At 61.1% G+C, this 285-nt stretch carries 1 pseudogene; it reads left to right on the top strand.

From position 1 onward, the window contains the following. A pseudogene (locus SB822_RS56410) lies at positions 1-285 on the top strand (MFS transporter); the annotation flags it as partial.

Genomic DNA, 285 nt, shown 5'->3' with positions numbered 1-285 from the left:
CTGTTGATTCTGGGCCTGGCCTGCTTCGTCGCCTATGGCTTGCACGCGGTGCGCGAGCCCGCGCCGATTTTTCCGCTCGACCTGTTCAAGATTCACACGTTCAGTGTCGGACTGCTCGGCAATCTGTTCGCGCGGATCGGAAGCGGCGCGATGCCTTATCTGATTCCGCTGCTGCTGCAAGTGAGTCTCGGCTACAGCGCATTCGAAGCCGGCATGATGATGCTGCCCGTTGCTGCTGCCGGCATGGCGTCGAAGCGGCTCGTGACGAAGCTGATCGTCAGGTAC

The organism is Paraburkholderia sp. SIMBA_054, from assembly GCF_046534875.1.
Classification (GTDB): Bacteria; Pseudomonadota; Gammaproteobacteria; order Burkholderiales; family Burkholderiaceae; genus Paraburkholderia; species Paraburkholderia hospita.
The sequence above is the reverse complement of the archived record's forward strand: the minus strand, read 5'-3'. Positions and strand labels throughout refer to the sequence as shown.